Genomic DNA, 21,449 nt, shown 5'->3' on the forward strand with positions numbered 1-21,449 from the left:
TCAGCTCGGCATTCGCCCCATACGACAACACGAGCCGTCCCGGTGGGTGCTCGTGTCGTACGCGTATGCCTCGTTCACGCCGGTGTCAACGGATCCCGGCACTCCCCTTATTCCCTACTTCTTTGGTGATCTGAGTCACGACCCGCCAGCCGTGGGCGGGGACGACGGCCGGATCCCCTCGATCGTCCTGGAAGGCGGGCCGCGCGTCGGCGAGGTGGAAGCGGTGCGGCCGGTCGCCGAGGTTCAGCAGCGTGACGACCTCCTCACCGGGCTCCTCACCGGGCTCCTCGCCGGGCGGGCGGCTGCGGAGCGCGACGGCCGTGTTGGTGAGCTGTTCGGCCGTGGTCCGGGCTCTGTGCAACCACGGGTGACGCCTGCGGAAGCCGATGAGCCGCTGGTGAAGCCGGTAGACCTCGGCCCCGTACGGCGCCAGCCCGCCGGGCTCCGCGGGGAACGCCGGTCTGATCGCGTCGTCGCCGCCCGCCCGTTCCTCCTTCAGCCCCTGGAACGCCCGCTCGTCCCCGTAGTAGACGCTGGGCAGACCCGCGACGGTGAACAGCACGGCCAGCGCGTGGCCCAGGTGGCGGGGGTCGTCGAGCCGGGTGGCGAGCCTGGTGACGTCGTGGTTGCCGACGAACGTGAGCGGCACGAACGTGTCGAGCAGCTGGTCGTGGCGGTCGAGGGCCCAGGCGAGCTCGAAGAGGTTCCGGTCGTTGAGCGAGCTCCAGACGGCCTTCCACAGCTCGTACTGGGTGACCGAATCGAGCCCTGATTCGCTGACATATCCGGCATAGTCGCCGTGGATCACCTCGCCGCCGAACCACGCCTCGGGATGCCGTTCACGTACCTCCGGCAGGATCTTCCTCCAGAACCACGCCGGCACGGCGTACGCGGCGTCGAGCCGCCACCCCGAGGCGCCGCGGCCGAGCCAGTGGTCGAGCACGCCGGCCACGTGCTTCTGCACGGCGGGTTCCGCGTGGTCGAGGGCGACGAGCCCGTGGTGGCCCTCGAAGACCTCGTGGTCGCCGCCGGGCCCCCGCCTGAACCACCGTTCGCCGGCCGCGAAGGAGCGGCCCACGTGGTTGAACACGCCGTCGAGGACGATCCGCAGCCCGCGCTCGCGCGCCTTGGCGACGAGGGCGTCGAAGTCGCGGTCGTCGCCGAGGCGCGGGTCGATCCTGAAGTGGTCGACGGTGTCGTACCCGTGGGACTCGGCGGCGAAGATCGGGCCGAGTTGGAGGCCAGAACAGCCCAGCTCGACCGCGTAGTCCAGCCACGGCTCCAGTTGCCGCAGCCGGTGCCGAACGCCGGCGGCGCCCGGGGGCGCGGTGGCGGGGGCTCCGGTGAAGCCGAGCGGGTAGACCTGCCACCAGATCGCGTGTTCAGCCCACGACGGCACGAACGCTCCTTTCCTTGCGTACCACCCAGGGCAGATACCCGAGCCCCAGGGCCAGCACGCAGCCGATGGCCGTGTCCGCGAGCCGGTATCCGATCGTGGCGGGTGGCACGCGTGCGCCGCCCTCCATGAGTAGCAGGACGAGCGGGGTCATGACGGTCGCGTACAGGGTGTAGTTGCGTTCCTTGAGCACCGGCCGGACCGCGGCCAGCACGGCGACGAGCAGCACGAACAGCCACGACGGCGGCACCCACAACAGCACGGCGGATCCGGCGGCCACCCCCGCGGCGGTGCCGGCGGCCCGCTCGACCGACCGCCGCGCCGCTCCGTCCATCCGGCGCCGGACGACGATCACGACGGTGACGGCGATCCACGACGCGGCCGGCTGGGGCCACAGGAGCCCGACGACCTCGGCGGCGGCGAGGCAGGCGGTCAGGCGGACGGGGTACTGCCACGCGGGCGCGCTCCCCAGCGTCCGCCACCAGCGCCGGAGCAGCGCTCTCGCGCTGGGAGCCGCCGGGCGCGCGGCGGCGGGCTCCTCTCGGGTGTCGCGGCGGGGGCGTCTCACGTGGACGCAGAGCGCGGTGACCAGCAGGCCCCAGGCTGCCCCTCCGGCGAACAGCACGGCGGCGGCGACCGGCTCGACGCCCTTCGCGGCGCCGGTGCTGATGACCATGAAGACGATGAAGCGGGTGCTGTGCTCGGCCATGGGACGGCTGATCCCGCCGACGACCGCGAGCAGGCCCGCGATCAGCACGACACCGACGACGGTGAGCCACCCGCGCCCCGCGACCGCGACCCCGGCGAGCCCCGCCACAGCCGTGTCCGCCACCACAACGGCCCCTTGTCGCAGGACGCGACTCAGGGAAGCGCCCGACGAGGCCCCGCCCGGAGGCACCCTGACCGGCGAGACCCCACCCGACGTAACCCCACCCGGGGAGACCTCGCCCGACGCGACGCCACCCAGGGAGACGCCACCCAGGGAGACGCCACTCGCGGCGAGGGCGCCGATGGCGGCCAGGGCGCCGAGCGCGGGCCGCCCCGAGGCGACTCCCCACGCGACCGGCCCGCCGAGCCCCAGCCCGGCGGCGACCATGTCTCGCCACTCGATCCGCACGCGGCACCTCCCGACGCCGGGAGCCTACCTCAATTTCCTACGCATTGCGTAGTAAGCTGCCGTGAATCACCACCGAATGCCGCCAAATTAGTAAGTGTTATCGTAGTAATCATGGAAGACGAGGAACTGCGGGCCACCGCCGTGGCGCTCCGCCGGGCGACCATCGGCCTGGCCCGGCGCCTGCGCGACGAGCGCCCCGCGCACGGCCTGGGCCGGCTGGCGCTCTCCCTGCTCGGCCACCTGCACCGGCGCGGCGCGATGACGGCGGGAGAGCTCGCCGCCGCCGAGCACCTCCAGCCCCAGTCCGTCACCCGCGTGCTCGCCTCGCTGGAGGAGCAGGGCCTGATCCGCCGCTCGCGCGGCGAGACCGACCGGCGCAGGCACCACATCGTCCTCACGGAGGACGGCACGGCGGCGCTCACCCGGCAGGTCGGCACCACGGATCTGTGGCTGGCCGAGGCGCTGGCCGCCAAGCTCACCCCCGCCGAGCGCCGCATCCTGGCGGTGGCCGCCGACCTGCTCGAACAGCTCCGCTAGCGGTACGGGTCGCGCAGCGGGGTGACGCGTTCGGCGAAGTCGGCCTTGATCCGCTCCATGCGCGGCCCCGGCGCGTAGAAGCGGCCCTTGGTCTCGCCGTACGGCCGGAGCCAGCCCTTGGCGGCCAGGTCGCGCAGGTCACGCGCGGCCTGCCCCTGGCTGAGACCTTCGTCGGCCTGGTAGCGGCTCCTGCGCAGCCGCCTGTTCACGAACACCTCGTAGAGCGCGGAGACGGTACGGCTGTTGAGCCCGTCGGCGTCGACCTGTTCCTCCAGGAGCATCCAGATCTCTCCGGCCTCGGCGAGGCGCTGACGGACCCGCTGGGCCTGCAGGTGATGCGCCTTCAAGCAGAACCGCACCCACGGCAGCGTGTCCCCGTGAGGGCCCCATCGCCGCCCTCCGACCTCGCCCAGCACGTCGTAGTAGTCGAAGGTGACGCGCTGCTGGCCGAGCCACTCCTCGATGGAGCAGAACTCGGGCAGCAGGATCTGCTCCCGGCCGAGGACGAGCGTCTGCAGCGCCCGGGACATCCGGCCGTTGCCGTCACGCCACGGGTGGATCTTGACGAGGTTGAAGTGGGCCATGGCGGCCCGGACATAGCCAGGGACGTCGAGGTCGCCCTCGTTCAGCCAGGTGACCAGCTCGTTCATCGCGCCGGGGACCAGCTCGACGTCGGGGCCCTCGTAGACGACCTCCCCCGTGTCGGAGTCACGGATGAAGATGGCTCCCGGCCGGATGACGCCCGGCCCTTTGTTGCGATGGTGACCGATGACCATGAAGTTGAGCGCGTTGAGCATCCCGGCGTCGTAGCGGAACACCGGCGCCCGCGACAGCACCTGGATGTACGTCAGCGCCTGCTGGTAGCCCGCGATCTCCTGAGCCACCGACGTCGACGTCTCCAGCGGCTCCTCCCCCGCCATGATCGACTGGATGTCCTCGACGCTGGCCTGGTAGCCCTCGATCGAGTTCGAGCCCTGGATCGCCCGCGCCTGCAACTGCCTGCGCAGCTGCCCGTCCCACCGGTGCGTCTCGGCGAGCCGGTATTTCAGGTCGCGCCGCATCTCCTCGATCTCTTCGAGGACGCCCTTGTCCACGGGCTCCAGCGCCGGGGTCTCGTACAACATGACCCCATAACAGCATGGGCGAATCATCCAGTCAAATGACTGAATGATTCGCCCATTTATGCCCCAATTAGGCGGCGACCGTGGCGGCCACCTGTGCCGGGGCCAGCGCGATGTCCAGGACCTCGCGCACGTCGCTCACCGTGTGGATGGTCAGCTCGCCGCGAACCTCCTCGGGCACGTCGTCCAGGTCCGGCTCGTTGCGGGCCGGGATGAGGACGGTGGTGATGCCCGCCCGGTGCGCGGCCAGGAGCTTCTGCTTCACGCCGCCGATCGGCAGGACCCGCCCGGTCAGGGAGATCTCGCCGGTCATGGCCACGTCACCGCGTACGAGACGGCCCGACAGGAGGGAGGCCAGCGCGGTCGTCAGCGTCACACCGGCCGAGGGGCCGTCCTTGGGCACGGCGCCCGCCGGGAAGTGGACGTGGACCGAGCGGTCCTTCAGCGCGGTGACCGGCAGCTCCAGCTCCGCCCCGTGCGAGCGGAGGTAGGACAGCGCGATCCTGGCCGACTCCTTCATCACGTCGCCCAGCTGGCCGGTCAGCGTGAGGCCGGTCTCGCCGGTCTCCGGGTCGGCCAGGGACGCCTCGACGTACAGGACGTCGCCGCCCGCTCCGGTGACCGCCAGGCCCGTCGCCACGCCCGGCACCGAGGTGCGCTGGGTGGACTCGGGCAGCGACGACTCCGGCACGAACCGCGGCCGCCCGAGGTAGCCCACGAGGTCGTCCTCGCCGACCGTGACGGGCAGCTCGTCCTTGGCCGACACCTTGCGCAGGATCCTGGCGACCGAGCGCTCCAGCGACCGGACGCCCGCCTCGCGGGTGTACTCGCCGGCCAGCTTGCGCAGCGCGTCGTCCTCGACCTTGACCTCCTCGGCCGTCAGCCCGGCCAGCTCCAGCTGCCTGGGCAGCAGGTGGTCGCGGGCGATCGCGACCTTCTCGTCCTCGGTGTAGCCGTCGAGCGTGACGATCTCCATCCGGTCGAGCAGCGGCCCGGGGATGGCCTCGAGCACGTTGGCCGTGGCCAGGAACAGCACGTCGGACAGGTCCAGCTCGACCTCGAGGTAGTGGTCGCGGAACGTGTGGTTCTGGGCCGGGTCGAGCACCTCCAGCAGGGCCGCCGTCGGGTCGCCCCGGTAGTCGGCGCCGACCTTGTCAACCTCGTCGAGCAGGACGACCGGGTTCATCGAGCCGGCCTCGCGGATGGCGCGGACGATGCGGCCGGGCAGCGCGCCGACGTAGGTGCGCCGGTGGCCGCGGATCTCGGCCTCGTCGCGTACGCCGCCGAGCGCGACGCGTACGAACTTGCGGCCCATCGCGCGGGCCACGGACTCGCCCAGAGAGGTCTTGCCGACTCCGGGAGGGCCGGCGAGGGCGAGCACGGCGCCGCTGCGGCGGCCGCCCACCACGCCGAGACCCTTGTCCTGGCGGCGCTTGCGCACGGCCAGGTGCTCGATGATGCGGTCCTTCACGTCGGACAGCCCCGTGTGGTCGGCGTCGAGCACGGCCCGCGCGCCGGTGATGTCGTAGTTGTCCTCGGTACGGTCGTTCCAGGGGATGTCGAGCACCGTGTCCAGCCAGGTGCGGATCCAGCCGGTCTCAGGGGACTGGTCGGAGGTCCGCTCCAGCTTGTCGACCTCCTTGAGCGCGGCCTCGCGCACCTTCTCCGGCAGGTCGGCGGCCTCGACGCGGGCGCGGTAGTCCTCTTCCTCGGTCTCGGTGTCGCCGTTGAGCTCCTTGAGCTCCTTGCGCACGGCGGCGAGCTGCTGGCGCAGCAGGAACTCGCGCTGCTGCTTCTCCATGCCCTCCTGGACGTCCTTGCGGATCGTCTCGGCGACGTCGAGCTCGGCGAGGTGCTCGCGGGACCACTCGATCAGCCTGGCCAGCCGCTCGGCGGGGTCGGCGGCCTCGAGCAGCTCGACCTTCTGCGCGGTGGTCAGCCAGGGGGTGTAGCCGGAGCTGTCGGCCAGCACCGAGGGGTCGTCGATCTGGTTGACCTGGTCGACCACCTGCCAGGCGCCGCGCTTCTGCAGGATCGTGGTGGCCAGCGCCTTGTACTCCTTGGCCAGCTCGTGGGCGCGCTCGCCGGCCGCGACGGTGTCGATCGTGTCTGCCTCGACCCACAGTGCGGCGCCCGGGCCGGTCGTGCCGGTGCCCACGCGTACGCGGTCGACACCCCGGACCACGGCGGCGGGCTCGCCACCGGGCAACCTCCCGACCTGCTCGACGACGGCCTGCACGCCGATGGCGCCGTAACGGCCGTCGATCCGGGGAACGAGGAGGACCCGCGGCTTGTTGCCACCAGATGCACGAGCCGCGTCGATGGCGGCGCGCACCTCGGAGTCGGACAGGTCCAGCGGAACCACCATGCCCGGCAGGACGACCTCGTCGTCCAACGGCAGGACCGGGAGGATCAAGCTCTCACTCATGCGAACTCCAAAGGGTTGAGTTATACCGACTCAATTCATTGGAGCCCTTCGTTGTTCCCTCTCTTGCCGATGTTCGCTCACGGCGATCGTAATTGTGTAATTGCTACCTGAGGGGGAGGGGCGGATCAAACCCTGGTGTGACGTCTGGCGGGGTGTGGATCCGTAAGCTTGACCAGGTGATCTCCGTCCCCGGCGCCCGATTCCTCAGCCGCCGCCGGCGCGCGACCGCCGAGGAGCGGGCAGGCGCGGCGACGTCCGGACTGCAACGCGATGAGGCGGCGTCCGAACCGCGCGGTGACGATGCAACGGCCCGGCGGCGTGGCGGTGGGGAGCCGTTGGGCGAACAGGCGGGCCGGTCGCGGTCCGGCACGGACGGCGAGCGAACCAGCGACGGGGGCAGCGACGGCGGCAGCGACGGGGGGCGCAGCCGCAGAAGCGAACGCAGCGGTGACGAGTGGCACGGCAGCAGCGAGCGCAGCGGTGGCGGACGGGACGACGCCGAGCGGGGCAGCGGCGAGCAGGGCAGCGGCGAGCAGGGCGCCAGCGAGCGGGACGCCAGCGAGCGGGACGCCAGGGAGCAGGACGACGCCGAGTGGGGCGCCCGCGAGGGGGGCGGACGCGGGCGGGGCAGCGGCGGGCGCAGCGGTGGCGAGGGGGGCGGTGGCTGGCGGGCGGGTTGGGGGCGGGTTGGGGTGTGGGTGAGGCAGGCCGTGCGGGCCGTTCCGGAGCCGTTCAGGCTTGCCTTCTTCCGGGGTGACGCCGATCCGCCCCCGAACACGCGGCGGTTGGCGATCCGGGTGCCGAAGTGGTTCAGGCTGCTCGTGCCGTTCGACACGGTCAACCTCGTCCAGGTGGCGGAGCTGTTACTGGCGCTGTTCCTCTACATGGCGACGCTGAGCATGCTGCTGTCGTGGAACGCCGACCCACCGCGCCCCCCGGCCGGAAGCGTGCCTGTCTGGGACGGCTTCATCTACCTCACCGCCGCCGCGGTCGGGCTGCCCATCGCCCTGCGTGACCGGTGGCCGCTGGCGGCCTGGCGGGTGTCGATCGTGCTCTTTCCGGTGGCCGAATGGGTGACCAAGAAGATCGGTGGCGCGAACCAGCCGTACCTGGCCTGGCTGATCGTCTCCTATCTGCTGGTCCTCTACTCCGTGGCCGTGCGCTGCGACCGGCGGATCACGGTGGCCGTCTGGATGGTCACGTTCCTGGGCACCTGGATCGTCGACCCCAACTCGATGCCGGTCGCCATGGTCATCGTGTCGGTGGTGGTGCTGTTCGGCTACAACGTGCGGGTCCGCCGTTCGGCCACGGCCCGGCTGAAGGTGGAGGAGCAGCGCACCCAGCAGGCCGAGAGCGCGCAGGCGGTGCTGGCGGAGCGGGCCCGCATCGCCAGGGAGCTGCACGACGTGGTCGCGCACCACATGTCGGTGATCGCGATCCAGGCGGAGGCGGTGCCGCTCCGGGCCAGGGGCGATGCCGCGCAACTGGAGGCGGGGCTGGCGGAGATCCGCGGGCTGTCGCTGGAGGCCATCGCCGAGCTGCGCCAGGTTCTCGGTGTGCTGCGCGACCAGGACGGACGCGTCGACACCGCCCCGCAGCCCGGGCTCGACCGGCTCGACGAGCTGGTCTCCAACGCCCGCGCCGCCGGGCTGGCCGTGCTCGTCAAGCGCACCGGCCCGCTCGACCGGCTGCCCCCGGCCGTGGGGCTGTCGGCGTACCGGATCGTGCAGGAGTCGCTCAGCAACGCGATGCGGCACGCGCCCGGCGCGACGGTGGCGCTGGACATCGCGCACAAACGGGGCGAGCTGCGGCTGCGTGTCGCCAACGGACCGGGCGCCGCGCCCGGGGCGGGGCCGGGAGCGGGCCAGGGGCTGGTGGGCATGCGCGAACGGGCGACGCTGCTCGGCGGCGCGCTCGACGCCGGGCCCGTGCCGGGTGGAGGCTTCGAGGTACGCGCCACCCTGCCCGTCACCGACGCCGGCGAGGAGGGCACCTTCCCATGAGCCTGTTGCCGCCGTCGGAGCTGAGCCCCTGCCGCGCCTTCGGCCCACGGCTCATCGCGGGGGATGGCATTGGATGACCAAGGAGAGGGAGAGCGGTTGATCCGGGTTCTGATCGCCGATGACCAGGGCATGGTGCGCACGGGGTTCACCGTGTTCCTGAGCGGGCAGCCGGACATCGAGGTCGTGGGCGAGGCGGCCAACGGGCGGGAGGCCGTGGAGCGGGCCCGGGCGCTGCGCCCCGACGTGGTGCTCATGGACGTACGCATGCCGGTCATGAACGGCCTGGAGGCGACCAGGGAGCTCCTGTCCCCCGGCGGCGGCGCGCCGAAGGTGCTCATCCTGACGACGTTCGACCTCGACGACTACGTCTACGAGGCGTTGCGCGCCGGGGCCAGCGGGTTCCTGCTCAAGGACGCCTCCGCCGCGCAGCTCGCCGAGGCGGTACGCGTGGTCGCCGCCGGGGACGCGCTCATCGCCCCGGCGATCACGAAGCGGCTGATCCACGAGTTCGCCAGGCTGGGCGCGCCGCGATCGGTGGCGGGCAGGCGGCCGGCCGAGCTGACCGAACGCGAGACGGAGGTGCTGACGCTGGTCGCGCAGGCGCTGTCCAACCAGGAGATCGCGGAGAAGCTGTTCGTGGCGGAGCAGACGGTCAAGACGCACGTCGGACGGGTGCTGATGAAGCTCGGCCTGCGCGACCGCGCCCAGGCGATCGTCTTCGCCTACGAGACCGGCCTGGTCCGGCCCGGCGAGTGACCCCCGACGAGCCGACTGCTCTTGAGACCGGTCGGCTCCCCTAATGCGTGGCTTGGCCGGGAGGACAAACCGGGTCAGCTCGTTCCCGGGCGGGGGCCGGCTCCGCCCTCGGGCGACGAACGCGGCGTGTCTCGGCGTCCCCTCGCGCGGCCCCGTTCCCCTGCGCGGGCCGCCGCCGTACAGTCGGCTGATGGACCCGGTTGAGCTCTTCCATCAGGTGGCGGCGACCGTTCCCGCCTACAGGGCCTTTCTGGCGGAGAACCACATCAACCCCGAGCAGATCGCGACATTTCAGGATTTCGTCGGGTTGCCGATGACGTCCAAGGAGAGCTACACCCACCGCCACCCCCTCCCCGACCTCTGCAGGAACGGCGTGATCGGGGACATCATCGCCGTGTCCTCCGGCTCGACCGGCGTCCCGTCCTTCTGGCCGCGCTCGGCGGCGGACGAGCGCGTGATCGCGGCCCGGTTCGAGGAGGTCTTCAGGGACTCCTTCGACGCCCGCGAGCACCGCACCCTCGCCGTCGTCTGCTTCGCCCTGGGCACCTGGGTCGGCGGCCTGTTCACCGTCAACTGCTGCCGCCACCTGGCCGAACGCGGTTACCCGATCACCGTGGTCGCCCCCGGGACCGACCGGAAGGAGATCCTGCGGGTGATCCCCGAGCTGGCGCCCCACTTCGACCAGGTCGTGCTCCTGGGCTACCCGCCGTTCCTCAAGAACGTCATCGACACCGAGGACCTCCCCTGGGCCGACTGGAACCTCAAGCTCGTCACGGCCGGTGAGGTGTTCAGCGAGGAGTGGCGCACGCTGGTCGCGCGGCGGGCCGGAATCGCGGATCCCGTCAGGGGCGTCGCCTCCCTGTACGGCACCGCCGACGCGGGGGTCCTGGGCAACGAGACCGCGCTGTCCGTCGAGATCCGGCGCTTCCTGTCCACCCGCCCGGACACGGCCAGGGAGCTGTTCGGCGAGTCCAGGCTGCCGACGCTCATCCAGTACGACCCGGATGTCCGCTTCTTCGAGGAGCAGGAGGGCACCCTGCTCTTCTCCGGCGACAACGGCATTCCGCTCATCCGCTACCACATTGCCGATGAGGGCGGCGTGGTGCCGTACGAGGACATGCTGGGCTTCGTCCGGCGGCACGGCTTCGAGCCGACGGCTCGGGGGCCGGAGCGGCCGTTCGTGTACGTCTTCGGCCGCAGCCACTTCACGGTGTCGTACTACGGCGCGAACGTCTACCCCGAGAACATCGCGGTCGGCCTGGAACAGCCCGAGGTCAGCGGGTCGGTCACGGGCAAGTTCGTGATGGAGGTGGTGGAGGACGCCGACCGGGACCGGCACCTGACGATCACGGTGGAGCTGATGCCCGGCGAGAAGCCGACCGACGAGATCGCCCAAGCCGTGGGCGAGTCGGTCCTGGCCCAGCTGCGCCGGCTGAACAGCGAGTTCGCAAACTATGTGCCGGTCTCGCAGCAGGCGCCGTTCATCCGGCTCCGGGAGTCCGGCGACCCCGAATACTTCCCGCCAGGCGCCAAACACCGTTACACACGCTGACAACGCGGCCCCTCGGTCCAGCACGCGCCGTAGCCCCGGGCCCCACTCCGGTACTCCGGAACCTGCGCTCCACCCCGGTACTCCTGAACCAGCGCCCCACTCCGGTACTCCGGAACCAGCGCCCCATTCCAGTACTGCCGAAACCCGCGCCCCACTCCGGTACTGCCGGAGCCCGCACCCCATTCCGGTACTCCGGAACCTGCGTTCCCTTCCGGTACTGCCGGAAGCCGCGTCCCCCTCCGGTACTACGGAAAAGGTCAAACCCTGCGGTGACGCGGGCGACGGGCCACTCTCCGTAACGTTCCCGGCATGCTCAGAAACCTTCTGCTAGCTGGGCTCGTGACGGTGGGCGCGCTCGTGCTGTGGCCGGGGCAGCCGAGCGGACGGCTGGTACGCGTCTACGGCGACCTGGCCACGGCCGACCGGGTCGCGGTCATCGTGCCGGGCGCCGACACCACGGTCGCCACGTTCGACGACGGCACGAAGCGGCCCGGAGGCGCGGCGAGAGCGCTGCTGGCGGAGGCCGTCCGGCTCGCCCCGGGCGAGCGGCTGGCGGTGGTGGCCTGGCTCGGCTACGACGCCCCACGCACGCTGAGCCTGAGCGTGATCACCATCGACGCGGCAGTCAAAGGGGCCCGGGAGCTGCGCCGCACCGTCACGGACCTCCACACGCGCACCCCGGCGCCGATCGCTCTGCTGTGCCACAGCTACGGCTCGGTCCTGTGCGCCAGAGCCGTCCCCGGCTTACCCGTCACCGACCTCGCCGTCTTCGGCAGCCCCGGCCTCGACACCCCTTCGGCCGCCACCCTGACCCACCCCGCACGCGCGACGACCGCCTCGACCCCACTGACACACGCGGCGCCCACCCTGGCCCAGCCGACACACACGGCGCCCACCCTGACCCCACCGGCACACGCGACGACCGCCCCGACCCCACCGGCACACGCGACGACCACCCTGGCCCAGCCGAAACACGCGGCGCCAACCACCCGAGCCGCAGGCAGTGCTCGCGACGCGACCGACGCACCCAACGTTCAGGGCGCGACGGTCACGCAGGACGCTCGGCCCGCAACAGGCGCCCAGAATGCCCAGGACACGGCAGGCCTGCGGGACACTCCACCCTCGGCAGTCGTGCGGAGTGGTGCGCAGGGCGGCGCGACGGGGGCGGCAGCGACGCCGCTGCGGGTGTGGGCGGGGCTGGGAGAAAGCGACTGGGTCAGGTTCGTGCCAAAGGTCAGACTCGGGCTGGCGGGCTTCGGCGCCGACCCCATGAGCCCTTCGTTCGGGGCCCGTGTCTTCGCGGTGGGCTCGGGCGGTCACAGCGACTACTTCACCCCTGGCACCCCATCACTGCGTAACCTGACCCTTATCGCTCTCGGCCACGCTGACGAGGTGACCTCTTGACGTGGTGTTTCCTGGGTACGAGAGGAGGAGAGCCAGGTTTTGATGACATGGTGTCGTCATCAGCTTGACGTCGGATGCCGATGTTTGTGACACTTCGTCATAAAACGTCTGTGCGAGTTGAGGTAGGCCGTGACCACGCCGTTCTCCGAAACCCTGAAGAACGCCACCTGGACCGACCACGAGTCCGCCGAAGGCGAGAGCTATCTCGCCGAGCTCATGGGCGGCCGGTTGAGCGAACACGAATACGGCGAGATGGTGGCCCAGCACTACTTCGCGTACATCGCGCTCGACGGCGTGTCGCGTGAGCTGGCCGACCATCCGGTGGCGGGCCGGTTCGTCTTTCCCGAGCTCTATCGGGAGCGGGCGCTGGAGCGGGACCTGGCGACCGTCTACGGCCCGAGCTGGCGGAGCCGGATCGTGCCGTCCAAGGCCACCCGCACGCTGGTCGCGCGGATCCACCAGGTGGCCGATTGGCCCAGTGGCTACATCGCCCACCACTACACGCGTTACCTGGGCGATCTGTCCGGCGGACAGTTCATCCGCATGGAGCTGCAGAAGATCTACGGGTACGGCTCTGGCGGGGGTGTCGACTTCTACATCTTCGACGGGCTGGGCAGCCTGCCGAGGTTCAAGAACGAGTACCGTGCGCGGCTGGACGAGCTGGAACTGGACGACCGGGAGCGGCAGCGCATGATCCGCGAGGTCAAGCTGGCGTACCAGCTCAACACCGAGGTGCTGGCCGAGCTCCTCCACGTCGTCAAAACCGCCGCCTGACCACCAGCGCCAGCCGCCCTCCGTACGCCCCACAACCGGCCACCACACCCCACAACCGACCGCCGCCCAACGACCCGGCCGCCGCCCAACAACCGGCGGCCGTCCTCTCCACGCCTTCACGACCGCCATCCGCGTACCAACGGCTCGCCGTTAAGACCTGCCGCCCCGCATCCCAGCGGCTCGCCGTCAGGACCTGCCGCCCAGCGGCCGGCGGCGATCTCGTCACGCCGTCACGGACCGCCTCTTTCGCGGATGGCCCCGACTACGCCGTCGGAACCGCCCGGTCGCTCAGCCGCCGGCGGGCGCTCTCCTCACAACGTCCCAACCGCCAACCGACCGCCGATGCCCACCCTCCCGACCACCGCCCAACCGCCGACGACCCATCGTTACGGCCACCGTCCGACCACCGGCACCCGCCGTTACCGCTGTCCCCCACCGCCAGCGGCACGGCGTCAAGACAACCCGACGACAACCGCCCTCACAGCCGCAGCCCGACCGTCAATGCCCGGGTCGCCGCCCGGCTACCAGTGCCCGCCAATGCCCCTTGCCGCCAACGGCACGGCGTCAAGACAGCCCGACGGCAACCGTCCTCATGGCTGTCGCCCGAGCGTCGACGGTGCGGGCGCTGACCCGGGCCCTACCAGCGGTGACCGGGGCTGGAGGGGGAATGAGGGGACCGTGCGGTGACTCGTTACGATCCCCGCCTACCATGGGCGTATGCCTCGGATCTCCGCCGCCACGATCGGCGAGCATCGAACGCAGACGCGTGACCGCATCCTCCAGGCCGTCTCCCGGCTGTCCAGGGTGCACGGCATCGATGAGATCTCGATGACGGACGTGGCCGGCGAGGCGGGGATCACCAGGACCGTCCTGTACAACTACTTCCCGGACAAGGCTGCTCTATTGCTGGCGTTCACCGAGCGGGTGACTCAATACTTCATCGACAGCTACGAGCAGGAGCTGCCGGAGAGCGCCTCTCCGGCAGATCGGCTGCGGGCGTTCGTGCGGCTGCAGTTGGCCGGGCTGCTCGCCCATCCTCATCCGGGTGCCGCCGATCTCAGTGCCGCACTCGGGCCCGACGCCTACCAGCAGTTGGCCGAGCATGTCGCGCCCATGCAGCGCATCCTGGTGGAGATCCTCGAGAGCGGTGCCGAGTCCGGTGATTTCCGGGTGCTCGACGTGCAGGCCACGGCTCGCATGATCCTCGCGGTCGTCGGCGCCGAGCGGGTTCCGCTGATCAGCGGGAACGTGACGGTGGACCGGGCCGGGGAGCTGGTGTCCGAGTTCGTGCTGCGGGCCATCGGCGGGCTCGCGTGAGCGCTGCGGGCGACGGCGTGGGAACGGCGGCCGGGGACGGCCACGTCCAGCTCGGGTCCGTGCGCGGCCGGTGGATACTGGCCGCGACCGTGCTCGGCTCGGGGCTGGCTCTGCTCGACAGCACCGTGGTCAACGTCGCCCTCCCGTTCCTGGGCGACGAGCTCAACGCGGGCATGGACGGCCTGCAGTGGACGATCAACGCGTACACGCTCACCCTCGCCGGGCTGATCCTGCTGGGCGGGTCCCTGGGCGATCGGTACGGGCGGCGGAAGATCTTCCTGATCGGCACCGTGTGGTTCGCGGTGGCGTCGGCGCTGTGCGGGCTGTCGCCGAACATCGAGTTCCTGATCGCGGCCCGGGCTCTGCAGGGCATCGGCGGGGCGCTGCTCACGCCGGGCTCGCTGGCGATCATCCAGGCGTCGTTCGTGCAGCACGACCGGCCGCGGGCCGTGGGAGTGTGGTCCGGGCTGGGCGGCGTGGCCAGCGCGATCGGGCCGCTGCTCGGCGGCTGGCTGGTGCAGAGCGTGGGGTGGCGCTGGGCGTTCCTGATCAACCTGCCGTTCGCGGTGCTCATCGTGTTCGTGACGATGCGGCACGTGCCGGAGAGCAAGGACGAGCAGGCGGCGGGGCGGTTCGACGTGCTGGGGGCGGCGCTGGCCGCGCTGGCGCTGGCCGGGATCACGTACGGGCTGATCGAGAAGGGCGCGCCGGTGCCGCTGATCGCGGGGCTGGTGCTGGGGGCGGTCTTCGTGGTGACCGAGATCCGCAGGTCGCCGAACGCGCTGGTGCCGGTGGAGATCTTCCGCAACCCGGTGTTCACCGCCGTGAACGTGGTGACGCTGATCATGTACGCGGCCATGGGCGTGGTGTTCTTCCTGCTGGTGGTGCAGCTCCAGGTGGTGTCCGGGTTCGGGCCCATCGCGGCGGGGCTGGCGATGTTGCCGACGACGATCCTGATGCTGCTGCTGTCGCCACGGGCCGGTGAGGTGGCCAAACGCATCGGGCCGCGCTGGCCGATGACGGCCGGGATCCTGCTCGCGGCCTGCGGTTTCCTCGCGATGAGCACGATCGGGCCGGGCGCGTCCTACCCGCTGCAGGTGCTGCCCGCGGCGACCCTCTTCGGACTGGGGCTGTCGGCGACGGTCGCGCCGCTGACCTCGACCGTGCTGGCCACGGCCGAGGAGAGGCACGCGGGCACCGCCAGCGGCGTCAACAACGCCGTGGCCCGGACCGGGAGCCTGCTCGCCGTCGCCGCCGTCCCGCCGCTGGTCGGGCTGGTGGGCGACGCGTTCAAGAACCCGCCGGTGTTCAACGCCGGGTTCCATCTGGCGATGCTGATCAGCGCCGTGATGATGGTGGTGGCGGCGCTGATCACGTTCTTCTCCATCAGGACGAACGTCCTGGCGGTCAAGGACTAGTCAGAAGGCGAACGCCTGGCTGCGGACGCTGTTGTCGAAGTTCGACAGCAGCAGGTCGGGCTCGCCGACCGAGCGGAGGTCGGGCAGCCTGGTCAGCAGCTCGCGGAACATCGTACGCATCTCCTGCCTGGCCAGGTTGGCGCCGAGGCAGAAGTGCGGCCCTGGGCCGCCGAAGCCGACGTGCGGCTTGGTCTCGCGGGTGATGTCGAACGTGTCGGCGTCGGGGAAGACCGACTCGTCCCGGTTGGCCGACCCGTAGAAGAGGACGACCTTGTCGCCCTTCTTCAGCTCCAGCCCGCGCAGCGAGCAGTCCTCGGTGACCGTGCGCCGGAACTGCATGATCGGCGACACGTACCGGACCATCTCCTCGATCGCGCCGTTGATGTGCGTGTCGAAGTCGCCCGTCAGCAGCTCGCGCTGCGCCGGGTTGTCGGTGAGGAGCTTGACGCCGTGGGCCATCGTGTTGCGGGCCGTCTCGTTGCCCGCGACCAGCAGCAGCGAGAAGAACGAGCCGAGCTCCTTGTCGGTCAGCTTCTCCCCGTCGGGGTTGGCGTTGACCAGCAGGGAGACCAGGTCGCCCTTGGGGTCGGCGACGCGCTCGTGGCCGAGCTTGATGACCATGCGCTGCAGGGCGAGCAGGGCCAGCATGTTCTGGCCGGCCATCTGGACGCTGCGGGCCAGGCTGGGGCGCACGCCGGTGTAGGCGGTGGAGATGTCGACGTGCTGGTGGACCTTCTCGCGCAGCTCCTGCGGGATGTCCAGCATGTCGCAGATGACGTGGATGGGCAGCCGGGCGGCCACCTGGGTGACGAAGTCGCTCGGCCCGTCCCTGACGACGTCGTCCACGATGCGGGCGCAGGCGGCCTCGATGTCGCTCTGCAGGCCGGCCAGCATCTTCGGGCTGAACGAGCGGGTGACGATCCGGCGCAGGCGGGCGTGGCGCGGGTCGTCCATGTTGACCATCGACTCCCCGAACACCTGCTTCACCCAGCCCGGCGGCTCCGGGTTGGTGACGGCGGGCTCGCTGGAGAAGAGCTTGGCGTTGCGGCTGGCCTCGACCACGTCCGCGTGCCGTACGAGGGCGTAGAAACCCTTGCCCGAGCGGAGGAACGGCACCTTCTTCTCGGGGAAGAACACCGGATGCTCCAACTGCCGGAGCCGGGCGAACGCCTCATTACGCTCTTTTGGCGGCTTGCGCCAGAAATCCAGATCCGCGAGATCGATGTCCACGCGTCTATCCTGGCACGTTCCCACGATCTCGTGGATCGCCAAGCGATGTGCATCCGGCTCTCCTGGGCCGTTCTCGCGCTGTTCAGGCACGGTTCGACCTGTGTGGACATTACTTCCGTTATGAACCTTCTCCTCGCCGCCTGCCTGGTTCTCCCGCTCGCCTCCGGTACGACTCCCGCCGCGGCCCGGTCGTGCGGCGGGCACCCTCTCGACTTCGACGGCGACGGACGGCCCGACCTCGCCGTGGCCGCGCCCTACGACGACTCCCGGGCCGGGTCGGTGACCGTGATGTACGGGTCCGGGAAGAAGGTGAAGCTCACCCAGAACGGCGCCGAACCCGGTGACTCGTTCGGATCCGCGCTGGCCGTGGGCGACTTCAACGGGGACAAGTGCGCCGACCTGGCCGTCGGGGTGTCGGAGGAGTTCGTGGGGGCGCGGGTGCCGGGCGCGGACGGGAACGGGGTCGTCCAGATCTTCAACGGCTCGGTCGACGGGCTGGTCCCGGGCAAGGAGCTGGCACTGGCCAAGCCGTCGAGCGACCGGTTCGGGGCGGCACTGGCGGCCGGTGACCTCGACGGGGACGGCAAGGACGAGCTGGTCGTCGGCGCGCCCAGCCACCGGTCGGGCGGGGCGGTGACGGTGTACTGGATGAAGGGGCGCAAGCCGTACCAGATCACCCAGAAGACGTCATGGGTGCGGCAGGCGGCGAACGTCACCGACCAGTGGGGCGCCGCGCTGGCGACCGGCGACTTCGACGGGGACGGCAAGGACGAGCTGGTCATCGGCGCGCCCGCCGACAGCGTCAAGCTGGACGGGCAGGGCTCGGTGACCATCGTCGACGTACGGGCAAAGCGGGCGCGGCAGCTCACCCAGAGCAGCCCCGGCATCAAGGGGGCCTCCGAGAAGTGGGACTCGTTCGGGGCCTCGCTGGCCACGGGCGACTTCAACGGGGACGGACGGGCCGACCTGGCCATCGGGGTGCCGGGTGAGGGGCTCAGCGCGAACCAGCGGGCCATGGACTACGGCGACGGCACCGTGGACGTCCTGTACGGGACGCGGAGCGGGCTGACCACCCACAAGAGCGAGGCGTGGTCGCAGAACACGCTCAAGGGGGTGCCCCGGTACTACGACCGGTTCGGGGCGTCGCTGGCCGCCGGGGACTTCAACGGGGACGGGTACGACGAGCTGGCCATCGGCGTGCCCGGGGAGAAGGCGGTCCAGGTGCTGGCCGGGCGCAGCTCCGGCGGGCTCACCCGGGTGGGGAACCTGCTGATCAAGGGCGAGGGGCGGGACTTCGGCGCCGCCCTGGCCGCGCTGCCGCTGAACGAGCGCTACCGGGCGCTGGGGGCGCGGCGGCCGCTGTACGGGCTCGTGGTGGCGGCGCCGGACCAGGGGCTGGTCATGTACGCTCCCGGGTCCCGCAAGGCGGGGCTGAGGCTGGGCAAGGTCCGCCGGCTCAGCAAGGGCACGGGGCTGTACGGGTACACCTTCGGCTGAGCCGCTCCCCCGCCGCACTTCGGCTGAGGTCCTCTTGGGGAGCGGGGGAACGGTCGAGGCAGGCGGAAGGGCTGGGCAGGAGGCCGTCGGCGGGGTGCCGTGGTGGCGTGGATGCGCCGACGCGGTGCGACGAGGGGATGGTCAGGGGGTGGGTGGGTTGGTGGGGAGGATGATGCGGAAGAGGGCGCCCTTGCCGGGTGAGCCTTCCGCCATCACGATGCCCCCGTGCGCCTCCACCAGCGTGGCCGCGATCGACAGCCCCAGTCCCGAACCGCCCGCGCTCCGCGCCGGGTCCGCGCGGTAGAAGCGTTCGAAGACGCGTTCGGCGACCTCCGGAGGGAAGCCGGGCCCCTCGTCGGCCACCTCCACCACGGCCTGGTCACCCTCCATCCCAACCCGCACCTGGAAGGGCGTGCCAGGCGGCGTGTGGGTGAGGGCGTTCGTGACGAGGTTGTTGAGGACCTGCCCGAGCCGCGACTCGTCCCCCGTCACGATCACATCCCCCTCGCCGCCGAACAGCCGCACCAGCTCGATCCTGCGGTCCGGCGCCAGCGTCTGGGCGTCGATGACGGTGGTGGCGGCCAGGCTGAGCAGGTCCACGGGCCGCCGTGCCAGCGCCCGCCGCTGGTCGAGGCGGGCCAGCAGGAGCATGTCCTCCACCAGCAGTCCCATCCGGGCCGCCTGCCCCTCGATGCGGCTCAGCAGCCGTACGGCCTCCGCCAGGTCCTTCTCCTCCCCCAGCCGGAACAGCTCGGCGAACCCTCTGATCGACGTCAGCGGCGTGCGCAGTTCGTGGGAGGCGTCGGCCATGAACCTGCGCATCAGCTCCTCGGAGCGCCGGGCGGCCGTGGCGGACTGGCGGGCCGACTCGGCGGCCGCCTCGCGCTCGCGCGCCGCCGACTCGATCTGCGCGAGCATGCTGTTGAGCGAACGGCCCAGCTTGCCGACCTCGGTGGTGCCCGCCCACATGGGCACGCGGCGCGACAGGTCGCCGCCCGCGATGTCCCTGGCCGTACGGGCGATCTCGCGGAGCGGGCGCAGGCTGCGGCGTACCAGCCAGTAGCAGGCGAACCCGAGCCCCACCAGCGTGCCGCCGCCGGCGACCCCCACGATCAGGGCGAGCTGGGAGACCGTGGCGTCCACGTCGCCGAGGTTGACGGCGATCACCCGGGTCTCGCCGTCCCGGACCGGCACGGCGACGACGCGCCAGGTCGGCCCGCCGGCGGCGAGCGACTCGACGGTGAAGGGGTGGCCGTCGAGGGCGATGACCGTGCGGAGGTCGAGCCTGGGCAGGGCGGGTGTGTGGTCCTCGGTGGACTCGCTGATCGTCCTGATCGGGGCGCCGGTGGAGTCGAGGATCACCGCGTAGAACAGGCCGAAGAAGCGCTGCGGGCGCGTGCCGGAGCGGGGCGGCTCGGGCTGCTGCTCGGGCGGCGGGGGCGGCTCGCGCAGCGGGCGGCTGGCCGCGACCAGCTGCTGGTCCACGCGTTCGACGAGGTAGCCGCGCAGCAGCCGTACGGCGAACAGGCCCGTCAGGGTGATGGCGAGGGTGACCAGCAGGAGGGTCGCCGAGACCAGCCGCAGCCACAGCGGGGCCCTGGCCAGGTGTTTACGCGCCGCCGCGCCCTTGGCGCGGAGGTGGTGGGCAAGGGAGACGGCGTCGCTCATATGCGGGGCGGGCGCAGGATGTAGCCCACCCCGCGCAGCGTGTGCAGGTATTTGCGATCCCCCGTGTCCACCTTCCGCCGCAGGTAGGAGACGTACGACTCGACCAGCCCCACGTCGGTGCGCCAGTCGCCGTTCCAGACGTGGTCGAGGATCTGCGTCTTCGACAGCACCCGGCCCACGTTGAGCATGAAGTACCGCAGCAGCCTGAACTCCGTCGGCGACAGCTTCACCGGGATGCCGTCGCGCCACACCTCGTGGCTCTCCTCGTCCAGCTCCAGGTCGGCCACCCGCATCCGGTTCGGCGGCGGGACGCCGCGCCGGGTCCTGCGCAGGACCGCCCGGATCCTGGCGATGACCTCCTCCAGGCTGAACGGCTTGGTCACGTAGTCCTCGCCCAGGCCCAGCCCCGCGAGCCGGTCCTCCGGCGTGTCCTTGGCGGTCACGAACAGCACCGGAACCCGGCGGCCGCGGGACCGCAGCCTGCCCGCGACCGCCAGGCCGTCCAGGTCGGGCAGCATGACGTCGAGCATCACCAGGTCGGGTGAGCTCTCCTCCGCCACCCGCAACGCCTCCATGCCGTCGGCCGCGGTCAGCACCTCGAAGCCGGCCATGCGCAGGCTGGCCGAGAACAACTCCCTGATGTTGGGCTCGTCGTCGACCACCAGCAGCCGGGCTTCGGGCTCACGCGTCATCGCGGGCCTCCTCCGAGGTTCCCCTGCGTGATCGACGTGGCGGTCACCGAGCCGTCGCCGCCCTGCTGGCCGCGTACCACCACCGAGGTGCCGGCCTGGAGGTCGGCCACCTTCCCCGGCTTGGAGATCTGAACGGTGGTCCGGTCGTCGGTGGTGACCGTGACGGTGGAGCCGTCCATGGTCTTCACGTAGACCTTGCCCCCTTCGACCTTCTCCACGGTGCCGATGGTGCCTCCCCCGCCGCCCATCCGCTGGCCTCCACCGTAGCCGGGCGGCTGGCCGGATCCGCCGCGCTGCTGGCCGAACCCCCCTTGTTGCTGGCCGTACCCGCCGCCCATGGGACGCTGCTGCGCCCCGGCGGCGGGCCCGGCCGACGAGCCGAACAGGTTGGAGGCCTGAATGCCGATGAGGATACCGGCCACCAGCACGACGCCGGCGGCCAGCGCCAGCGTGAGCTTGGAGGTGCCCTTCCGCGGCTGGACGGCGAGCTCCTCCCCCAGGTCGTCGGGGTACGGCGAGGAGTCGAGCTGGGCCATGTC

Annotated in this window: 17 protein-coding genes; 9 read left to right on the forward strand and 8 right to left on the reverse strand. The window is 71.2% G+C overall.

All coding sequences use genetic code 11. The features are described 5' to 3' along the window. Window positions 1-85: 85 nt before the first annotated feature. A complete protein-coding gene (locus ABZS69_RS00445; protein ID WP_355363995.1) occupies window positions 86-1,399 on the reverse strand; it encodes an alpha-amylase family protein in 1,314 nt (437 codons plus the stop codon). Next, complete coding sequence (locus ABZS69_RS00450) at window positions 1,383-2,513, reverse strand: FUSC family protein (RefSeq protein ID WP_355363997.1); 1,131 nt, start codon at window positions 2,511-2,513, stop codon at window positions 1,383-1,385. Before ABZS69_RS00450 ends, ABZS69_RS00445 begins: the two co-directional genes overlap by 17 nt. A 111-nt stretch (window positions 2,514-2,624) precedes the next feature. Between ABZS69_RS00450 and ABZS69_RS00455 the strand changes: the two genes are divergently transcribed. Next, window positions 2,625-3,050, forward strand: coding sequence for a MarR family transcriptional regulator (locus ABZS69_RS00455; protein WP_355364000.1), 426 nt, complete (start codon window positions 2,625-2,627; stop codon window positions 3,048-3,050). On the opposite strand, the gene ABZS69_RS00460 is transcribed toward ABZS69_RS00455, so the two are convergent. Both ABZS69_RS00460 and lon read right to left on the reverse strand, forming a co-directional pair. Then, on the reverse strand, window positions 3,047-4,174 hold the full coding sequence (locus tag ABZS69_RS00460) for a Fic family protein (protein ID WP_355364003.1): 1,128 nt from the start codon (window positions 4,172-4,174) through the stop codon (window positions 3,047-3,049). The genes ABZS69_RS00455 and ABZS69_RS00460 overlap by 4 nt on opposite strands. Window positions 4,175-4,241: 67 nt before the next feature. Beyond that, on the reverse strand, window positions 4,242-6,599 hold the full coding sequence (gene lon / locus ABZS69_RS00465; RefSeq protein WP_355364006.1) for an endopeptidase La: 2,358 nt from the start codon (window positions 6,597-6,599) through the stop codon (window positions 4,242-4,244). Between the two features lie 176 nt (window positions 6,600-6,775). Between lon and ABZS69_RS00470 the strand changes: the two genes are divergently transcribed. The 7 genes from ABZS69_RS00470 (at window position 6,776) to ABZS69_RS00500 (ending at window position 15,823) form a co-directional block, all read left to right on the forward strand. Continuing rightward, window positions 6,776-8,602, forward strand: a complete 1,827-nt coding sequence (locus ABZS69_RS00470; protein ID WP_355364009.1) for a histidine kinase — start codon at window positions 6,776-6,778, stop codon at window positions 8,600-8,602. A gap of 96 nt (window positions 8,603-8,698) precedes the next feature. Then, window positions 8,699-9,358, forward strand: a complete 660-nt coding sequence (locus ABZS69_RS00475) for a response regulator transcription factor (protein ID WP_355364012.1) — start codon at window positions 8,699-8,701, stop codon at window positions 9,356-9,358. Between the two features lie 190 nt (window positions 9,359-9,548). After that, window positions 9,549-10,910 (forward strand): phenylacetate--CoA ligase family protein, encoded by a 1,362-nt coding sequence (locus ABZS69_RS00480; protein ID WP_355364015.1) that lies wholly within the window; start codon window positions 9,549-9,551, stop codon window positions 10,908-10,910. A gap of 309 nt (window positions 10,911-11,219) precedes the next feature. Next, window positions 11,220-12,314, forward strand: a complete 1,095-nt coding sequence (locus ABZS69_RS00485; RefSeq protein WP_355364018.1) for an alpha/beta hydrolase — start codon at window positions 11,220-11,222, stop codon at window positions 12,312-12,314. Window positions 12,315-12,443: 129 nt separating this feature from the next. After that, window positions 12,444-13,088, forward strand: coding sequence for a biliverdin-producing heme oxygenase (locus ABZS69_RS00490; protein WP_355364021.1), 645 nt, complete (start codon window positions 12,444-12,446; stop codon window positions 13,086-13,088). A gap of 717 nt (window positions 13,089-13,805) precedes the next feature. Further along, window positions 13,806-14,405 (forward strand): TetR/AcrR family transcriptional regulator, encoded by a 600-nt coding sequence (locus tag ABZS69_RS00495; protein WP_355364024.1) that lies wholly within the window; start codon window positions 13,806-13,808, stop codon window positions 14,403-14,405. Beyond that, the gene (locus tag ABZS69_RS00500; protein ID WP_355364027.1) at window positions 14,402-15,823 is read left to right on the forward strand and encodes an MFS transporter; all 1,422 of its coding nucleotides are present in this window, start codon (window positions 14,402-14,404) and stop codon (window positions 15,821-15,823) included. Before ABZS69_RS00495 ends, ABZS69_RS00500 begins: the two co-directional genes overlap by 4 nt. On the opposite strand, the gene ABZS69_RS00505 is transcribed toward ABZS69_RS00500, so the two are convergent. Then, window positions 15,824-17,053, reverse strand: a complete 1,230-nt coding sequence (locus tag ABZS69_RS00505; RefSeq protein WP_355364030.1) for a cytochrome P450 — start codon at window positions 17,051-17,053, stop codon at window positions 15,824-15,826. 120 nt (window positions 17,054-17,173) lie between these two features. On the opposite strand from ABZS69_RS00505, the gene ABZS69_RS00510 reads away from it, so the two are divergent. Further along, window positions 17,174-18,550 (forward strand): FG-GAP and VCBS repeat-containing protein, encoded by a 1,377-nt coding sequence (locus ABZS69_RS00510; protein WP_355364033.1) that lies wholly within the window; start codon window positions 17,174-17,176, stop codon window positions 18,548-18,550. 141 nt (window positions 18,551-18,691) lie between these two features. Here ABZS69_RS00510 and ABZS69_RS00515 read toward each other — a convergent pair whose 3' ends face one another. From ABZS69_RS00515 to ABZS69_RS00525, 3 genes are read right to left on the reverse strand one after another with little or no spacing between them, the layout of a single operon-like run. Then, window positions 18,692-20,218 (reverse strand): HAMP domain-containing sensor histidine kinase, encoded by a 1,527-nt coding sequence (locus ABZS69_RS00515; RefSeq protein ID WP_355364036.1) that lies wholly within the window; start codon window positions 20,216-20,218, stop codon window positions 18,692-18,694. Further along, window positions 20,215-20,910: a response regulator transcription factor gene (locus tag ABZS69_RS00520; protein ID WP_355364039.1), complete on the reverse strand. Its 696-nt coding sequence runs from the start codon at window positions 20,908-20,910 to the stop codon at window positions 20,215-20,217. Before ABZS69_RS00520 ends, ABZS69_RS00515 begins: the two co-directional genes overlap by 4 nt. Further along, a complete protein-coding gene (locus ABZS69_RS00525; RefSeq protein WP_355364042.1) occupies window positions 20,907-21,446 on the reverse strand; it encodes a hypothetical protein in 540 nt (179 codons plus the stop codon). The genes ABZS69_RS00520 and ABZS69_RS00525 overlap by 4 nt, the downstream gene beginning before the upstream one ends. Window positions 21,447-21,449 lie beyond the last annotated feature (3 nt).

Source organism: Nonomuraea sp. NPDC005650 (assembly GCF_040605375.1).
GTDB lineage: Bacteria > Actinomycetota > Actinomycetes > Streptosporangiales > Streptosporangiaceae > Nonomuraea.